A 15,681-nucleotide genomic window follows, 5' to 3' on the forward strand; every position below is an offset into this window, starting at 1 on the left:
CCCGCTTCGCCGGGCTGATCAGGGGCGCCCCGCCATACCCATCCGGGGGGTCAAAGTTCGACGCCGATCCAGGGTCAATGTTCAACGCTGTTTGACAGTGTAGGCAGGCCGAGGAAATCCTTGCCGGCAGCCATCGCGGTGGCGAGCTGCTGAGCGGCCAGCGTCTTTCCGATTCCCCCATCCCCATACAAAAGCGACACGTGCCCGTGCGGAATCCACCCCTTCAAAAGCCATTCGGCCGGCTTCTCCGGCACCCCCTCCCAATCAACCGGGCTGAACCAATCGATCTCGGCTGAAGCGGCTACGACTTGGCCGTCGACCGCCGCCGCCGCCCCAGCAACATGGTCGAACCACCGATCCGCCTTCGTGAACTGGCCCGGCGCCGCGCCCTCGGCCAGCTCGAACAGCAACGGTGCGCCGATCCGGAAGGGCGGCTTCATCCGGCGCCAATCGCTCGCGACCACCTCCGGGTCGTTCTCGCCATCCGACCAGCGCCCACACCAATCCTCGTAGAGCGCCAGCGCCGTCGGCTCGTCGTCCGGCAGGGCGGCTTTGATCGCGTAGCCCACGTGCAGGTAGCTCTCGCGCGTTGGGAACCGCTCGGACGTGTTCGGGATCAGGGCCACCGCCTTGCGCACCAGCTCGGGATCGCCACGCAAGCTCTCCTGGTTGACGGCCACCGACGCGCCCGAGGTCTTCACGGCGGACGACGCCGGCAGGAGAGGCCGAAGATCCTCCAGGAACTGCATCAGCCGCTCGGGCGTGATGACCGGCAGCTCGTCGTAGGGCACCAGGGGCCGCGGCCACGAGTACGGTGCTCCCGTTTCGGGGTGCAGCCCCTCGACCTTGGCGTACCGGCCCTCGGATAGCAGCTCCACCCGCTCCGGCTTCTCGGGCGTGCCGCCGAAGTCGATGCGCGCGTAAGCGATCTCGCCCGAGACGCGGATCGGGTAGGCCGCCTTGGGCGCCCGGCCGACGCGCTTGGGCAGGTCCGCGTGCAGCGGCGCGAGCATGTTGACGTGGCCCTCGATCAGGGTCGCCCACTGCTCGACGAGCGTATCCGCGTCGATCCACACGAGCCACGTCCCGTCTGGCATCGGCCCGCCCTTGATGCCGATGTCAGCGCCCATGGCGTGCCAGCGCGCGAGATCGGCTTCGTCGCACTCGTGCTTGACCCAGTCGAAGCCGTGCCAGGCCCCCGACCAGCCCCGCACGCCGACCGCCTTGCCGGCCGCGCCCTTGCGGTTGAGCGACGAGGTCTCGCTGATCTCGGCGTCGACCGGCAGCACCGGCACGACGCGTGTGAAGCCGTTGTCGTAGAGCGAACGGAAGTTGTTCCGGGCCGTTGATGCGTCGGACGCGTTAATTTCGGGCAGTGCGTCAGACGGCACCCCCGTATAATCGGCGTTGTTGCCGCGCGCTGGTTGCCGGCCTACATCAAGAGACATCGAAAGCCTTTCCGGCTGGTCGCCTTTGCAGAGGCCCCGGGCGTCACTATGAAGTCGGCCAGGTCGACAGAGCCGCGGACTTACAGATGTCGTCGGCAAGTCCACTGTTGAAGCGCCGAACGCATTGGATTGCGCGCATCAGACCCCGTTTCATAACCCGCATAGCGGGGCTTTGGGCTCGACGTCGCCCACTTTGCAGCACTGAGGAATGTGCTCGAACCACTGCCCTTTTGGGCCTCCACGCCGCAAGACGGCGACTTATGAAACGGGGTCTCACACCCGATCGAGTATTTTTCCGGAGATGCGGCGGTACACGCACATAATAGGCAAGATCTGTTTTGCCTTGTCCGCCTCTGACTACAAGAAGGGCATTGGCTTCTCGGCCTGCGCCGTTAATTGAGACTTCAACTTTCAGCAAAGGCCGGAGCTGAACGAGCCGGCGCGGATCAGCATCGAAGAACTGCGCGTTCCCGGCGGCCAAATTTGGCGGCTGGCACCAAGTGATCGCGTAGCCGTCGCCAGTCGCGGCGCGTGAGATAATCGGAGTGAGCTTCATCATCCGACCCTCAACGGAAGTTCGCGCGGGCAACTTCGGCGCGCTTCGCCCGAGCTGCGGCGCCGCGATCTGACGGTGCCCAAGGTTGGGCGCGGCGAAGGAACTCGATCAGGCTGGCGGTCTCGACTAGCGTCCGTCCGGCAAGACGCACGAAGGTCAGCGCACCCTCCTTTTCGGCCTTATACAGCGCGGCTTCCGAGATCTGGGCGATCTCGCTGGCGGCCCCGAGTTGCTGATACGGCCGCTCCTGCCAGGGCATCCGGACGGGAACCTTAAGGCTCTTCCTGCCAGCCAAAAGCGCAGCCAAGGCCGTGCTCTGTCGCGCTGTGCCGCGCTGCTCACCGATGATCTTTTTGGTCTGCATGTTCGTCATCCCTGCCTATTGTGACCGGAGGGAAGCATGAGACTGAGACGGCCGGGAGCTACGAAGAATGCCCCCGGCCTAAAGCATTCCTGGGGCTAGCTTTCTGGCGGAAAGTCCGAGATTTCGTGAGGCACTTTCCGTGGGGTATCGAGGCGTTCTTTCACGGCTTTGATCGCGGCTCGTGTGGTGATGAGCTTCCGCTTGACGGCTTCGACGTTCGCGACGGGCCTCCCCTTCTCCTCGGCAAGCTGCTCCGCAAGTTTGGCTGCGTAGCCGGTGCGTCCGCGACCCTCGATCGCCCTCACGATCCAAAGCGTGTCGTCGCTAGACGTTTGCCCCCAGCGGCCTCTCCCGTTTTCGCGCTCCTCATAGATCGGGCGAGGCGGCCCATAGGCTGAAACGTAGACGCCGTTGAGAAGCACCGCGCGAGGATGAACCAGCGTTACTAGGCGGCGCGTCACGACCGGACGCTCAGCAATCTGGCCGGGAGCGGCATCACCCGGCGGTCGGCCCATGAGGCGTCCGCTCTTCGTTAACTTAGTACGAGCCCGCGGCGGCTTTTTCACGCCGCCACCTCGGCCACGGAACGCAGCGGTGTTGCCTCGATCGGCGCAAGCGGCGTCACCGCCCGGCGCGCGAGCTCCTCCGTCGCGTCGACGATGTAGGCCGAGTAGTGCTGTTCGATCATTCCCACGCTGGTGTCGTGCAGCGCCGCGACCAGCCGCACCGGGACGTTGACGCTCAGTGCCCGGACAATCGAGCTATGCCGGAGGCACAACATCACGATGTCGGTCGGCAGCTCCGCGACATCGCGCGCCTTGGCCCATTGCCGAGTGGGCACGAACGACGCGCCCCAGGGCCGGCGCTCGACACGCTCCCACTCGACGGGGCCGACCTGCTTGCTGATCCAGTGCAGCAGCAATGGCTCGTCCCCGCGGCGGTTCGAGATCACGGGTTGAAGCCGGCCTATGACGTCAGCGCCGACCGGCACCGCGATCGGAGTCGGCTTCTTGGCAGCGCGACCCTTCCGGGACGGGGGAACCATGATGCGGTATCGGGCGGATTGAACGTCGGAGACGGTCAGGCGCTCGATCTGGGAGAACCGAGCCCCCGTCGCGGCCATGACCAAGATCAGCCGCCCAAAATCGCCGGTCGAATCGATCTCGAATGCAGCGTCGATGAGCCTGCGAATTGCTGCGTCCGGTAGAACCTGCTTGCGGGCATTGGCATCGGCCGAAAGTGCTTTCGTCCCGGATCTGACCTCGGCTGCGACCGTAGCTGGGATCGCTTGACGGTTCGCATCGATCGCGGCGTTCAGGGCGGCTCGAAGGTCGTTGAGGAGCCGGTTCACGCTCGTCTGCGCATAGTTCTTCGTGAGACGCCCCCGCCAGGCCTGGATCGCGCGGGCCGTCAGCTTGGAGATCTCGAGGGCGGCGAATCGCTCATCGGCGAGCACGTGCTTTCGCAGACGCCCGGCCGTTCCAATGTCGCCCTTCGACTGCCGCTTCGATCGGGCCGCAATGTACGCCTCGACGGCCGACCGAACAGTGGGTGCTGAGACGACCTCTGCTTCCGGGTCTTCGTTCGCGATCTGTGCGACCTGTTTCCTGGCCCAGACCAGGGCCGCGGTGACGGCAGACGGGAAGCTGAGCGATTCGGCGTTTGCTCCGGCATCGTCGGCGTTGCCCAGGCGTGCCTCTGCACGCCTGCCGTCCACAACGATCTTCGCGACCCAGGAGCCAGGGCCACGGGCAGACCGACGATAGCCGAGCGAAACGCCCCCGCGCCCGCCGGACACCCCCTGCCAGTAAGGGTTCTTGTTCGACGCCAGCTTAGCTCGCTTGGCGGGGCTGTCGATTGTCGATGGCTGCGCCATTTTAAGTCTCACAGACCGTCTCACACTGAGGTTGAAACGAACTATGAGAGAGATGAGCAAATAACGCCAGCGCTGCAGCGGGATAGCGATCTCATATTAATCGGAATGTGCGCGTCCTATCCCTCTCACGGATCAGACCGGGGTTCGATTCCCCGTGGGCGCGCCATTCAGTTTTCGTCACATCGTGATCGTCGCGCGGCTTGCGAGCGCCGGAGTTCGCTGCCGCGTGGCCGAGCCGCGACGGGGCGGCCACGCGACGCTGCGGCTCCGCCTTCCCCGATCCCTCGCCGCGAGATCGCGCCTCGCGCCGGCCGCCTTCAGCGCGCGCCGCGCTGGAGGTCGCTCTCGATGAGCAGGGCGCTGCGGCCGTCGAGGCGGTTGCGGTAGACCTGCAGGTTCTCCATCACCCGCTGCACGTAGTTGCGCGTCTCGGTGAAGGGGATGCGCTCGACCCAGTCGATCGGGTCGACGCCGCTGCGGCGCGGGTCGCCGTAGGCGTCGATCCATTTCTTCACGTTGCCGCCGCCGGCGTTGTAGGAGGCGAAGGCGAGGATGTAGGAGCCGCGCCAGTCCTCCATCAGCTCGCCGAGGTGGGCGTGGCCCAGCCGTGCGTTGTAGGCCGGATCGCTGGTGAGCCTGTCCTGATCGTAGGATGCGCTCACCCGCCGGGCCGTGCGCTGGGCGGTGGCCGGCATCATCTGCATCAGGCCGCGGGCCCCGACGCTCGATTGCGCGCGCGGATCGAACTGGCTCTCCTGGCGGGCGATGGCGAAGACCATCGCCTTCTCCACCAGCGGCACCGCGGCGGACGCCTCGTAGGCCGGGATGCCGATGGTGGGATAGGCGTGGGCGTCGAGGGGCAGGCCGCGCTGCACCGCGAGCTTGCCGATCGCCACCAGCGCCCGCGAGTCGCGCATCTCCACGGCGAGGTCCCCCAGCGCGGTGATCTCGGCCGGGTCTGTGAGGCGGGTGGCGATGTCGATGTAGAGCGGCAGCGCCAGTTCCTTGAGGGAGGCCGCCTCGAGCAGGCGCAGGGCACGCAGGCAGAGCCGGTCGTCGAAGGCGGTCCTGGCCTTTGACTCGAGGGGGACGACGCTGCGCAGGGGCAGGCTCGCCTCGCCGAGCTTCACCCGGGCGAGCTGGCCGTAATAGGCGATCGGCTGCAGGGCGGCGCGCTGGTAGTACGGGCGGGCGCTCTCCGCCCCCCCGAGGATCTCGGCGGCGCGGCCCTGCCAATAGGCGGCGCGCGCCAGCGAGATCGGCGTCTCCGCGATGCCGGCGGCGGTGGCGAAATGCCCGGCGGCCGTCGCCGCGTCGCCGGAAAAGCGCAGGGCGATCCAGCCGGCGTGGAACTCGGCCTCGATCCGTTTCTCCACCGTGCGGGCGCTGTGGCCGCTGGCGACCCGATAGGCGGTCTTGGCGTCGCCCATGTCCATGAGCTTGCGCGCCACGATCCGGCGCTCGACCCACCACTCGTCGCCATCGGCGAGCACGTCCGGGTTGGTGGGGGCGGCGGCCAGCATGGCGGCGGCCTCGACGGTCTTGTCGGCCCGGCGCAGGAACTGGGCCCGCGACATCAGGTAGGAGGAATCGTTGCGCAGGACGAGGGGGACCGCGTTGAGGGCCGCACCCGCGCCCGCGCTCTTGTCCTCCACCGCCCGGCGCGCCTTCACCAGGGTGACGTAGGAGGCGCCGGCATAGCCCGCCGCGCGGGCCGCGAGCTCCCAATCCTCCTTCAGGAGGGCCCGCTCCATGCGGAAGCGGTGGTCGGTGCGGGTGATCGCGCCGGGAAACGCATCGAGGATGCGCGTCTCGAGGGACTTGCCGAAGCTGTCGGATCGCCAGAGGTCGCGCACCAGGGCCACCGCGTCCTGGTCGAGGGCGTCGGCCTTGAAGGCCAGCGCCAGGGCGACCTTGCCCGGCACGCTGGCGGGCTTGGCGGCGGCGAAATAGGCGCGCACCACCGCCGGGCTCTTCTTCTCGGTGAGGAGGGCCTCCTCGGCGCGTCGCCGGATCAGGGCACCCGCCGGCCAGTCCGGTGTCGTGCGCATGAACGCCACGGTCCGTTCGAAGCCGATGCCGGCCCCGGCGCGGATCGCCACCCATTCGAGCAGGGCGCGCGCGGCCGGGTCCTTGAAGGCCTGCGCCGAGCGGTCGCCGTCGCCGACGCGGCCCTTGCGGTAGGCGTCGACGGCCTGGCGCAGGGCGTCGATGTCGGTGTCGCCCGAGCGCGACAGCCGGGCGGGATCGGGCAGTTCCGGCACCGGGGCGGCCGGCGTCACCGCCGCGTCGGGAAGCGGGAAGGCGATCGGCGCATCGGCATCGGCCGAGGCATAGGCGGACGCCGCGCTGCCCCTGATCGGGAGCGGGCCGGTGGACAGGGGCTTGGCGGCCGATTCCGGCGCCGTCAGCTCGACCTTGGCCGCATCGGCCGAGACCGGGTCCGAGATCGCTTTGTCTTCCTCGCGCTGGCCGGCGGGCGCCACGGCATCGCTGACGGGCACCGCCTCGTTGGAAAACCCGGGCCCCGCGGCGGCGAGGCCGAGCGCGAGGGCGAGGCAGGCCGTGGACAGGCCGCGGAAGGGGACGAGCGTGACCGTCATCGTGCGTCTGGTCCCATCGTGAATCGGGCTTGGAGCGCGGCCGTGGGACAGGCTGAGCCAAGCCCCGTTAAGGACGCGTTAACCGCGGGGCCGAAGCGTTTGCGCGGGCGCAGCCGACGGCCTATGTCTGCCCGGCTGCCGGGGCCGCGACGCCGCCATGGGCCCGCGAGCGTGAGAGATCGACGGCCGGGAACGCCAGGATGACCGAGACCACACGACGCCTGAAGGGCGCCATGACCGCCCTCGCCACGCCCTTCAAGGACGGCGTCTTCGACGAGGCCGCCTTCCGCGCCTTCGTGAACTGGCAGATCGACCAGGGCATCCACGGCCTCGTGCCCACCGGCACCACCGGCGAGAGCCCGACCCTGACCCACGACGAGCACGACCGGGTGGTCGAGGCCTGCGTGGCGGAGGCCGCCGGCCGGGTGCCGGTGATCGCCGGCGCCGGCTCGAACTCCACCTCCGAGGCGGTGGCGCGGGCGCGCCACGCCGAGGCGGTGGGCGCCGACGCCGTGCTGGTGGTGACGCCCTACTACAACAAGCCGACCCAGGACGGGCTCTATGCCCATTTCAAGGCCGTGAACGACGCGGTCGGCATCCCGATCATCATCTACAATATTCCTGCGCGGTCGGTGGTCGACATGAGTGTCGAGACCATGGCGCGCCTGTTCGAGCTCAAGAACATCGCCGGCGTGAAGGACGCCACGGCCAAGCTCGACCGGGTCAGTCTCCAGAGACAGGCCATGGGCGAAGACTTCATCCAACTTTCAGGCGAAGATGCGACGGCGCTCGGATTCAATGCCCAGGGCGGCGTCGGCTGCATCTCCGTGGTTTCGAACGTCGCCCCGCGGCTCTCGGCGACCTTCCAGGAGGCGACCCTGGCGGGCGATTACGCCAAGGCGCTGCAGCTGCAGGACGTGCTTTTGCCGCTGCACGTGGGGCTGTTCGCCGAATCGAACCCCTCGCCCGTGAAATACGCCCTGTCGCGTCTGGGCCTCATGCGCGACGAGGTCCGGCTGCCGCTCCTCACGGTGAGCGAGGGCACCAGGGCCATCGTCGACGCGGCCCTTCAGCACGCGGGACTGATCGAGGCCTGATCGCCCGGCACCGACGGCCCCGGCCGCCCTCGCAGAACGCGACGCGGCAAACCATATCCCGAATCCTACCCCAAGACCCGGTGGCACGGCGCACCCGGCCCCAACCGGCATCGAGATGGCTCCCAAACCCGAACCCTCCCGTCGCATCGTCGCGGACAACCGTGCGGCGCGCTACCACTACGAGATCTCCGACGTCCTGGAGGCGGGCATCGCGCTGACCGGGACCGAGGTGAAATCCCTGCGCAAGGGCAAGGCGACGATCGGCGAGGCCTACGCCGGGCCGTCGGGCGACGACCTGATGCTGTTCAACGCCTACATCCCGGAATATCTCGAGGCCAACCGCTTCAACCACGAGCCCAAGCGCCCGCGCCGGCTGCTGCTGCACCGCCGCCAGATCGACAAGCTGATCGGCGCCACCCAGCGCGAGGGCTACACGGTCGTGCCGTTGAAGATCTATTTCAACGACCAGGGCCGGGCGAAGATCGAGCTCGGTCTGGGCCGTGGCAAGAAGCTCCACGACAAGCGCGAGACCTCGAAGCAGCGGGACTGGGACCGCGACCGTGCGAGGATCCTGCGGGACCGCGGGTAGGGACCGGGACCGCCGATAGGCCCGGAAGGCGAAGGAGGTTGCGATGGCGCAGGACTACACGGCACTCCCCGACGACCTGCCGGCACCGGCCGACGACGGGGCCGCCCGGCATCTCGAGGGCATTCGCCTCCCCGACGTCTCGCTCTCGGCCACCGACGGCGGCCGGGTCTCGCTGGCGAGACTCGCCGGGCGCACGGTGGTCTACGCCTATCCGCGCACCGGCGAGCCGGGACAGCCCAACCTGGTGGCCGATTGGGACGCGATCCCCGGCGCGCGCGGCTGCACGCCCCAGACCTGCGGTTTTCGCGACCACCATGCCGAGCTGGTCGCCCGCGGCGTCGCACAGGTCCACGGCCTGTCGACCCAGACCAGCGCCTACCAGCAGGAGGTGGCGCAAAGGCTGCACCTACCCTTCACCCTGCTGGCCGACCCCCACCGCGCCTTCGCCATGGCGATCCGCCTGCCGACCTTCGAAGCCGCCGGCCAGATCCTGCTCAAGCGCCTGACGATGGTCGTCGACGACGGCCGCGTCACCAAGGTGTTCTACCCGGTGTTCCCGCCCGACCGCAGCGCGGCCGAGGTGCTGGCGTGGCTCGAGAGCGCGCCGTCGTCGGTGACGTGATCCCACCGTAGGCCGCCAGACCTCGCCGGGGAGGGGGCCGCGCCTTACCTCCCCGCCATGCCGCCATCCACGGGTTTCGATCGCACCGCCGCCGCCCTGCGTGCCTGCCGCCTTTGCCGCGACGCGCCGCGCTTCGGTGCACCGCTGCCGCACGAGCCGCTTCCGATCGTCCAGGGCACCGCCAGGGCTCGCCTCTGCATCGCCAGCCAGGCGCCCGGCACCCGCGCCCACCGCAGCGGCATCCCGTTCCAGGATCCGTCCGGCATTCGCCTGCGCGACTGGCTCGGGCTCGACGAGCCGGCCTTCTACGATCCGGACCGCGTCGCGATCCTGCCGATGGGGGCCTGCTTTCCCGGACTCGACGCCAAGGGTGGCGACCGGCCGCCTCGGCGCGAATGCGCGCCGCGCTGGCGCGACGAACTCCTCGCGGGCCTGCCGGCGCTCGATCTCGTCCTGGTCATCGGCCAGTATGCCCAGGCGTGGCACTTCGGGGCGATGCCGGACGGGTTGACGGGGACGGTGAAGCGCTGGCGCGCCATCCTCGACGAGCCGCGGCGACCCCGCGCCCTGCCACTGCCGCATCCCTCCTGGCGCAACAACGGCTGGCTGAAGGCCAATCCTTGGTTCGAGCGGGAGCTGCTGCCGGCGCTCAGGGCCGAGGTGGCGGCGGTGATGGCGCCCGGGCCCAGCCCGTGACGTTGACAGGGCCGGGCTTTGGCGGGATTCCTCCCGCCGCCACACGGAGAACCCGATGCCGACGACGATCGCAGACCCCCGTGACCGTCTGATCGTCGCCCTCGACGTCGCCACCCCGGACGAGGCCCTCGGCCTCGTCGAGCGCATCGGGGACGCCGCCACGTTCTACAAGATCGGCTATCGGCTGGCCTACGGCGGCGGCCTCGCCCTGGTGCCGCGTCTGGCGGCGGCCGGGCTCAAGGTGTTCCTCGACCTCAAGCTGCACGACATCGGCAACACGGTGGAGGAGGGGGTCGCGGCCCTGTCAGACCTCGGCGCCACCTTCCTCACCGTCCACGCCTATCCCCAGACCATGCGGGCGGCCGTGCGCGGACGGGGCGCCAACGGACCGCGCATCCTGGCGGTGACCGTGCTGACCTCCTACGACGCCGCCGATCTCGACGAGGCTGGCTATGCGCTGCCGGTGGCCGAACTGGTGGAGCGCCGTGCCCGCCAGGCGGCCGAGGCCGGCATTGACGGCATCGTCTGCTCGGCCTTCGAGGCCGGCCCGGTCAGGGCCGCGATCGGGCCGGACCGCTGCATCGTCACGCCCGGCATCCGCCCGAGGGACTCCGCCACCGGCGACCAGAAGCGGGTGATGACGCCCCGCGAGGCGAGGACGGCGGGCATCGACCACGTGGTGGTCGGTCGGCCGATCACCGCGGCGTCCGACCCGCGCGCGGTGGTCCAGGCCATCGTCGCCGATCTGGCCTGATCACGAGGAGGGCGCGCGCAGGCCCCTCAGGAGGAAGCCGATCATGTCCTCCAGAGGCGGACCCGGGATGTTGGGATAGAGGCTGACGAGCAGCGGGTTGCAGTAGCGCACGATCGCCGCCTGCACGCAGAGGGCCGCCACCTCGGCATCGGCCACGCCGAACTCGCCGTCGCGCATGCCTTCGCCGACCACCCGAACGAGGACGGCGCCGATGCGCGAGACGTGCCGGCCGCAGACCTCCCAGCTCTCGCTCATGGCCGCCTCGACCATCTCGTGCATGCGCGGATTGGCGCGGCAACGCTCGACGCAGTCGTGGTGCAGGGCCCGGACGATGTCGGCGATGCGGTCGGTGGCACTGCGCCCGGGCGCATCGGCGATGGTCGCGATCAGCGCTTCGATGTCTTCGATCACGCGGGCGACCACGGCCTCGTTGATCGCCTTCTTCGACTCGAAGAAGCGATAGACGTTGGCCGGGCTCATGCGCAGGGCCTTGGCGATGTCGGCCACGGTCGTCTTCTGGTAGCCGATCTCGTGGAAGAAGCGCTCGGCCGTCGCCAGGATACGGCACCGGGTCGTGGGTGCGGTCTCGTCCGGCACCAGGGTCGCCGCGTCGGCATCGTTCGTCATCGCGAGACCCTAGGTCGCCCGCCCGCGCCCGTCAAAACGACTGGGCATCGTCCGCGCCATCCATTCCCGTCCCTGTTGAAAGAGGGGCGGGCACGTCGAAGAGTCCTACTCTTTCAGGATGAGGACGGACCACTTTTTCCAGGTCCGCGAGCGCAATCTCCGGCAATCGCCGCGCTTCCATCGCGACCCGGGGCACATCCACGCAAAAAGCGGCGGAGAAAAATCTCCGCCGCGAAACGACGACACAGAATGCCCAGGCGGTCTAGGAACCGAACTGACAGCCCAGCTGCTCGAGATACTCGGCGAGATCGACGCCACCGATACGCTTGCCGTAGTCGAAGCGCATGCCCTGGCGGATATCGACGCTGCTGACCTTGGTGGTCAGCGTGAACGGCTTCACGCAGATCCAGGCACCGTCGCGGCGATGCTCGAAGTAGCTGAGGAGTTCGTGCTTGGCCATGGCCGCCTCTCATCGGGTGTGGCCCATTAACGGCCATGCCGACAATCGGTTCATCGTAAAGTGGACGATCTTGCAAAAAGCTTAAACACCGGCCCTCGTGCCGCGATGCATTCGTTCTTGTCGCATTGCAACAAAAGAGGCTCGGTCTTGGCAGGTCATACCTGGCGAAGTGTATTGTTCGACGTCCAGACCACGCATCGCCCGTCATAGGGTCCAGAACGCGATTTCGGGTCGAGGGTGCGATGCCCGCGACGCCGGGGACCATCCAAGCCAGCTCGGAAACGATCCCGAGCCGGCATGGATGACGGGGATGCCGCCGCCCTCAGGCGACGTTCCTGAGCGCTCCCGTGGCGAGGTGGAAGTCCGGCCCGTTGTGGGTCCTGGCCACCACGCCGTCCCGGATCAGGAAGTCGCCGAAGCGTTCGCCGGGCTGGCGGCGGGCGGCATAGGCGGCGAACAGCGGATCGAGGGTCGTCCGGATCTGCGCCGCGGTCACGTCCTCGGCGTAGAGCTTGCCGAGGCGCGAACCGTCGAAGGCCGCACCGAGGTAGAGGTGGTAGCGCTCGGGGCCGCGTCCCACGAGGCCGATCTCGGCGATGAAGGGCCGGGCGCAGCCGTTGGGGCAGCCGGTCATGCGGATGGTGATCTCGTCCTCCGACAGCCCGTGCGAGGCCAGGCTCTCCTCCAGGTCGGTGATGAGGTCGGGCAGGTAGCGCTCGCTCTCGGCCAGGGCGAGGCCGCAGGTGGGGAGCGCGACGCAGGCCATGGAGTTGCGCCGCAGGGCGCCGGCGCCCTTCAGTAGCCCGTATTCCTCCACCAGCGCCTCGATCGCGGGACGCTTCTCGGCCGACACGTTGGCGATGATGACGTTCTGGTTGCCGGTGAGGCGGAAGTCGCCGTCGTGGATCTCGGCGACGCGCCGCAGGCCGGTGAGGATCTTCGGGCCGTCGCCGTCGTAATCCTTGATCCGGCCGCTCGCCACGTAGAGCGTGAGGTGGTGGCGGCCGTCGTCGCCCTCGGTCCAGCCGTAGCGGTCGCCGTTGTTGGTGAAGGTGAAGGGCTTGGGGTCGGCGAAGGTCTTGCCGAGACGCTTCTCGACCTCGGCGCGGAAGGCCGCGAGCCCGTAGCGCTCGATGGTGTACTTGAGACGGGCGTTCTTGCGGACCTTGCGGTTGCCCCAGTCGCGCTGCACCGTCATCACGGCCTCGGCGACCCGGACGGCCTCGTCGGGCTTGCAGAACAGCATCACGTCGGCGGTGCGCGGGAAGGTGTCGGTCTCGCCGTGGGTCATGCCCATGCCGCCGCCGACGGTGACGTTCCAGCCGGTGACCTGGCCCTTCTTATCGAGGATGGCGATGAAGCCGAGGTCGTGGGCGAAGATGTCGACCTCGTTGGAGGGCGGCACCGCCACCACGATCTTGAACTTCCGCGGCAGGTAGGTCTTGCCGTAGACCGGCTCGTGCTCGCCCTCGCCGCCGACAACCCGCTCGCCGTCGAGCCAGATCTCGCGCCAGGCGTTGGTCTTGGGCAGGAGCGAGTCGGAGATGGTCTTGCCGAGCTCGTAGGCGGCCTTGTGCGCGCCCGACTGGGCCGGGTTGGTGGCGGCCATGACATTGCGGTTGACGTCGCCGCAGGCGGCGATGGTGTCGAGCAGCGCCGCGTCGATGGCGGCCATGGTGCGCTTGAGGTTCGACTTGATGACGCCGTGGTACTGGAAGGTCTGGCGGGTCGTCGCCCGCAGGGTGCCGTTGGCGTAGGTGGTGGCAATGTCGTCGAGCACCAGCCACTGCTTGGGGGTAACGACGCCGCCGGCAATGCGCAGGCGGATCATGAAGCTGTAGGCCTTGTCGAGCTTCTTCTTGGTCCGCTCCGGGCGCAGGTCGCGGTCGTCCTGCAGGTACATCCCGTGGAACTTCACGAGCTGGCCGTCGTCCTCGGAGATCGCGCCGGTGGCGTGCTTGAGGAGCCCGTCGGCGAGCGTCCCGCGCAGGAAGCCGCTGGCGATCTTGATGTGCTCGTTGTGCGACAGCCCGGCCTCGCGGGCCGCCTCGGCCTCGTCGATCGGCCGCGTGGTCGGCGGGGTCTCGTAGGAGCGGGGAGGGGTGTGATCGTCCATGGCGGGATTCCGGTGTTGTCGCGTTGTGGTCGCAGCGTTCGGTGCGTTCCTTCCCCTCGTCGGGGGGAGGGCTCGGGTCACGCTAATAGACGTCCTGCTGGTAGCGATGGCTCCGCTCCAGGGCGGCGACGGCGCTCTCGGCATCGGCGTCGCTGAGGGACTTCACCTCGGCATAGGCCCGGACCACGGCGTTGCGCACGTCCTTGGCCATCCGGGTGGCGTCGCCGCAGACGTAGAAGCTGGCGCCGCCGTCGAGCCAGTCCACCAGCTCCTTGCGATGCTCGTAGAGGCGATCCTGCACGTAGACCTTCTCGGGCTGGTCGCGGGAGAAGGCCACGTCGATCCGGGTCAGCGACTTGTCTTCCAGGGCCTCCTGCCATTCGAGCTGGTAGAGGAAGTCGTGGGTGAAGTGGCGGTCGCCGAAGAACAGCCAGGATCGTCCGACGTCGCGGCCGCCGGCCTCGATGGCGCGGCGCTCCTGCACGAAGGCGCGGAACGGGGCGACGCCGGTGCCGGGCCCCACCATGATGATGTCCTGCGCCGGGTCGTTCGGCAGCCTGAAGTGCCGGTTCGGCTTGAGCTTCACCTTGAGCTTGGCGCCGTTCCTGATCCGGTCGGCGACATGGACCGAGGCGACGCCGGACCGGGCGCGGCCGTGGCTCTCGTAGCGCACCGCGACGATGGCGAGATGGACCTCGTCGCCGACCTCCTTGCGCGATGAGGCGATCGAGTAGGCCCGCGGCGGGAGCGGCCGGGTGATCGCCTCCAGATGCTCGCGCGTCAGGGCCGCGGGGAAGGCGCCGATCAGGTCGACGAGTTGGCGCCCCTCGATCCAGCTGCGGACCTCGCCGCTGTCGATCAGCGCCTTGGCCTCGGCCTGTCCCGTGGCCTTCACGAACCGCTCGACCGTGGTGGCCGACAGGGTGGTGACGTCGCGCTCGGCGATGAGCGAGCGGCGCAGGGCGTCGTCGCCCGTCAGCCCGGCGGCCGCCAGGATGTCGTCGACGAGGGCCGGGTCGTTCTCGGGGTAGATCTCGAGGGAATCGCCCGGCTCGTAGGCGGGCGCGCCCTCCGCGAACTCGAGGGCGAGGTGGATCGTCTCCTTGTCGGAGCGCGACGAGTTCAGGTTCACGTGGTCGACGACCTCGGCCAGGACCGGCTCTCGGCTCGGCTCGGCGTCCTCGGCGTCGTCGGTGCCGACGCGGCCGGCGAAATCCACGGCCACCACGTTGTCGGCGGACGGGGGCGGCGCCAGCGCTTTCAGCGTGTCCCTGATCCAGGCGGCGGCGGGCGTCTCGAAGTCGAGGTCGAGGTCGGCGCGGTCCACGGCGCGTTTGGCGCCGAGCGCTTCGAACCGGGCATCCAGCGCCTTTCCGGTGGCGCAGAACTCCGCGTAGGAGGTGTCGCCCAGGGCCAGGACGCCGAAGGTGACGCCCTCGAGGCGCGGGGCGCCCTCGCCCATCAGTTCGTTGTAGGCGCGTACGGCGCGGGCCGGCGGCTCGCCCTCGCCCCAGGTGGCGGCGATGGCGACGATCCGCTTCTCCTGGCCGAGGCTCGCCACGTCGAGATCGGCGAAATCGATCACCTTCGGCTTGAAGCCGCTCTTCTTGGCGAGCTTGGCGATGGTGCCGGCCAGGGCTTCGCAGTTGCCGGATTCGCTGGCGTAGAGGATCGCCAGGGGCTCGGCCGCCTTGGGCGGGGCGGCCGGAGCCGCCGCCGCCTGCGGACCGGCCGCATCGAGGCCGGCCAGGAACCCGGCGAGCCAGGCCCGCTGCGTCGGCGAGGCGGCACCGAGGACCGCGTCGAGGCTCGCGCGGGCGGTGTCGTCGAAGGGGGAGTTGCGGGGAATGAGCGCGTGTCGGGCCATGAGGGT

The 15,681-nt window shown here is 69.0% G+C and carries 14 protein-coding genes and 1 tRNA gene; 6 read left to right on the forward strand and 9 right to left on the reverse strand.

Going from position 1 to position 15,681, the window contains the following annotated elements; genetic code table 11:
• Window positions 1-74 precede the first annotated feature (74 nt).
• The 4 genes from ASG59_RS20965 to ASG59_RS14960 form a co-directional block, all read right to left on the reverse strand.
• Entirely contained in the window at window positions 75-1,448 is a 1,374-nt protein-coding gene (locus ASG59_RS20965) for an AAA family ATPase (RefSeq protein ID WP_200945969.1), read from the reverse strand.
• A 566-nt stretch (window positions 1,449-2,014) separates the two neighbouring features.
• Window positions 2,015-2,368 carry a hypothetical protein gene (locus ASG59_RS14955; protein ID WP_056409732.1) on the reverse strand — a complete coding sequence of 118 codons (354 nt, stop codon included), beginning with the start codon at window positions 2,366-2,368 and terminating at the stop codon, window positions 2,015-2,017.
• Window positions 2,369-2,463: 95 nt separating this feature from the next.
• Entirely contained in the window at window positions 2,464-2,883 is a 420-nt protein-coding gene (locus ASG59_RS20705) for a hypothetical protein (protein ID WP_156399262.1), read from the reverse strand.
• Window positions 2,884-2,930: 47 nt separating this feature from the next.
• A complete protein-coding gene (locus ASG59_RS14960) occupies window positions 2,931-4,244 on the reverse strand; it encodes a site-specific integrase (protein WP_056409734.1) in 1,314 nt (437 codons plus the stop codon).
• Between the two features lie 85 nt (window positions 4,245-4,329).
• Here ASG59_RS14960 and ASG59_RS20710 point away from each other — a divergent pair.
• Window positions 4,330-4,410, forward strand: a tRNA-OTHER gene (locus ASG59_RS20710).
• 151 nt (window positions 4,411-4,561) lie between these two features.
• Here ASG59_RS20710 and ASG59_RS14965 read toward each other — a convergent pair.
• On the reverse strand, window positions 4,562-6,847 hold the full coding sequence (locus tag ASG59_RS14965) for a lytic transglycosylase domain-containing protein (protein ID WP_056409737.1): 2,286 nt from the start codon (window positions 6,845-6,847) through the stop codon (window positions 4,562-4,564).
• A gap of 200 nt (window positions 6,848-7,047) precedes the next feature.
• Here ASG59_RS14965 and dapA point away from each other — a divergent pair, with 200 nt between their 5' ends.
• From dapA to pyrF, 5 genes are all read left to right on the forward strand, one after another.
• The gene (gene dapA, locus ASG59_RS14970; protein WP_055879246.1) at window positions 7,048-7,944 is read left to right on the forward strand and encodes a 4-hydroxy-tetrahydrodipicolinate synthase; all 897 of its coding nucleotides are present in this window, start codon (window positions 7,048-7,050) and stop codon (window positions 7,942-7,944) included.
• A gap of 115 nt (window positions 7,945-8,059) precedes the next feature.
• On the forward strand, window positions 8,060-8,533 hold the full coding sequence (gene smpB, locus ASG59_RS14975) for an SsrA-binding protein SmpB (RefSeq protein ID WP_055879242.1): 474 nt from the start codon (window positions 8,060-8,062) through the stop codon (window positions 8,531-8,533).
• Between the two features lie 43 nt (window positions 8,534-8,576).
• Complete coding sequence (locus tag ASG59_RS14980; protein ID WP_056409740.1) at window positions 8,577-9,155, forward strand: peroxiredoxin; 579 nt, start codon at window positions 8,577-8,579, stop codon at window positions 9,153-9,155.
• Window positions 9,156-9,212: 57 nt separating this feature from the next.
• Complete coding sequence (locus ASG59_RS14985; RefSeq protein WP_055879237.1) at window positions 9,213-9,851, forward strand: uracil-DNA glycosylase family protein; 639 nt, start codon at window positions 9,213-9,215, stop codon at window positions 9,849-9,851.
• A 55-nt stretch (window positions 9,852-9,906) separates the two neighbouring features.
• A complete protein-coding gene (gene pyrF, locus ASG59_RS14990) occupies window positions 9,907-10,605 on the forward strand; it encodes an orotidine-5'-phosphate decarboxylase (protein WP_055879233.1) in 699 nt (232 codons plus the stop codon).
• Here pyrF and ASG59_RS14995 read toward each other — a convergent pair whose 3' ends face one another.
• The 4 genes from ASG59_RS14995 to ASG59_RS15010 all read right to left on the reverse strand — a co-directional run bounded on the left by ASG59_RS14995 (window position 10,606) and on the right by ASG59_RS15010 (window position 15,675).
• On the reverse strand, window positions 10,606-11,232 hold the full coding sequence (locus ASG59_RS14995) for a TetR/AcrR family transcriptional regulator (protein ID WP_055879230.1): 627 nt from the start codon (window positions 11,230-11,232) through the stop codon (window positions 10,606-10,608). It abuts the gene before it with no gap.
• Between the two features lie 262 nt (window positions 11,233-11,494).
• Entirely contained in the window at window positions 11,495-11,692 is a 198-nt protein-coding gene (locus ASG59_RS15000) for a hypothetical protein (protein ID WP_055879226.1), read from the reverse strand.
• Between the two features lie 322 nt (window positions 11,693-12,014).
• Window positions 12,015-13,808 carry an NADPH-dependent assimilatory sulfite reductase hemoprotein subunit gene (locus tag ASG59_RS15005; protein ID WP_056409743.1) on the reverse strand — a complete coding sequence of 598 codons (1,794 nt, stop codon included), beginning with the start codon at window positions 13,806-13,808 and terminating at the stop codon, window positions 12,015-12,017.
• Window positions 13,809-13,890: 82 nt separating this feature from the next.
• A complete protein-coding gene (locus ASG59_RS15010) occupies window positions 13,891-15,675 on the reverse strand; it encodes a flavodoxin domain-containing protein (RefSeq protein WP_056410079.1) in 1,785 nt (594 codons plus the stop codon).
• Window positions 15,676-15,681 lie beyond the last annotated feature (6 nt).

The organism is Methylobacterium sp. Leaf466 (assembly GCF_001425565.1).
In the GTDB taxonomy this organism is placed as follows: domain Bacteria; phylum Pseudomonadota; class Alphaproteobacteria; order Rhizobiales; family Beijerinckiaceae; genus Methylobacterium.